The sequence below is a fragment of the Paraburkholderia sp. J10-1 genome (assembly GCF_905220165.1).
Lineage (GTDB): Bacteria > Pseudomonadota > Gammaproteobacteria > Burkholderiales > Burkholderiaceae > Paraburkholderia.
In genome coordinates, this window is the sequence record NZ_CAJMYW010000099.1 from 1 (window position 1) to 247 (window position 247).

Consider the following 247-nt stretch of genomic DNA (forward strand, 5'->3'; position numbering starts at 1 on the left):
CAGCAAGCGGGAGCAAGCTTGGAAGAACACATGCTTGTCGCAATCCAGCAAGCCATGTGTGAGCACAGAGGTAACGTCGCCGCGGTGGCGCGGCAATTGCGGATCTCGCGTACTACCGTGTACGCGCGCCTACGCCAATTGCGTGATGTTGGTATGTCGACTGGATCGGACGAATTCTCGGTAGTCGCTCAATCTGCCGGCGAGAGCTGATTGACGCTCTGCCTGCAAGGGGCACGTGCCCGGGACG

At 59.9% G+C, this 247-nt stretch carries 1 protein-coding gene; it reads left to right on the forward strand.

Annotated features, from left to right (window positions below; translation table 11 throughout):
- The coding region (locus U5A65_RS40880; RefSeq protein WP_321949752.1) for a helix-turn-helix domain-containing protein at positions 1-210 on the forward strand (210 nt) is incomplete at its 5' end.
- Between the last annotated feature and the right edge of the window lie 37 nt (positions 211-247).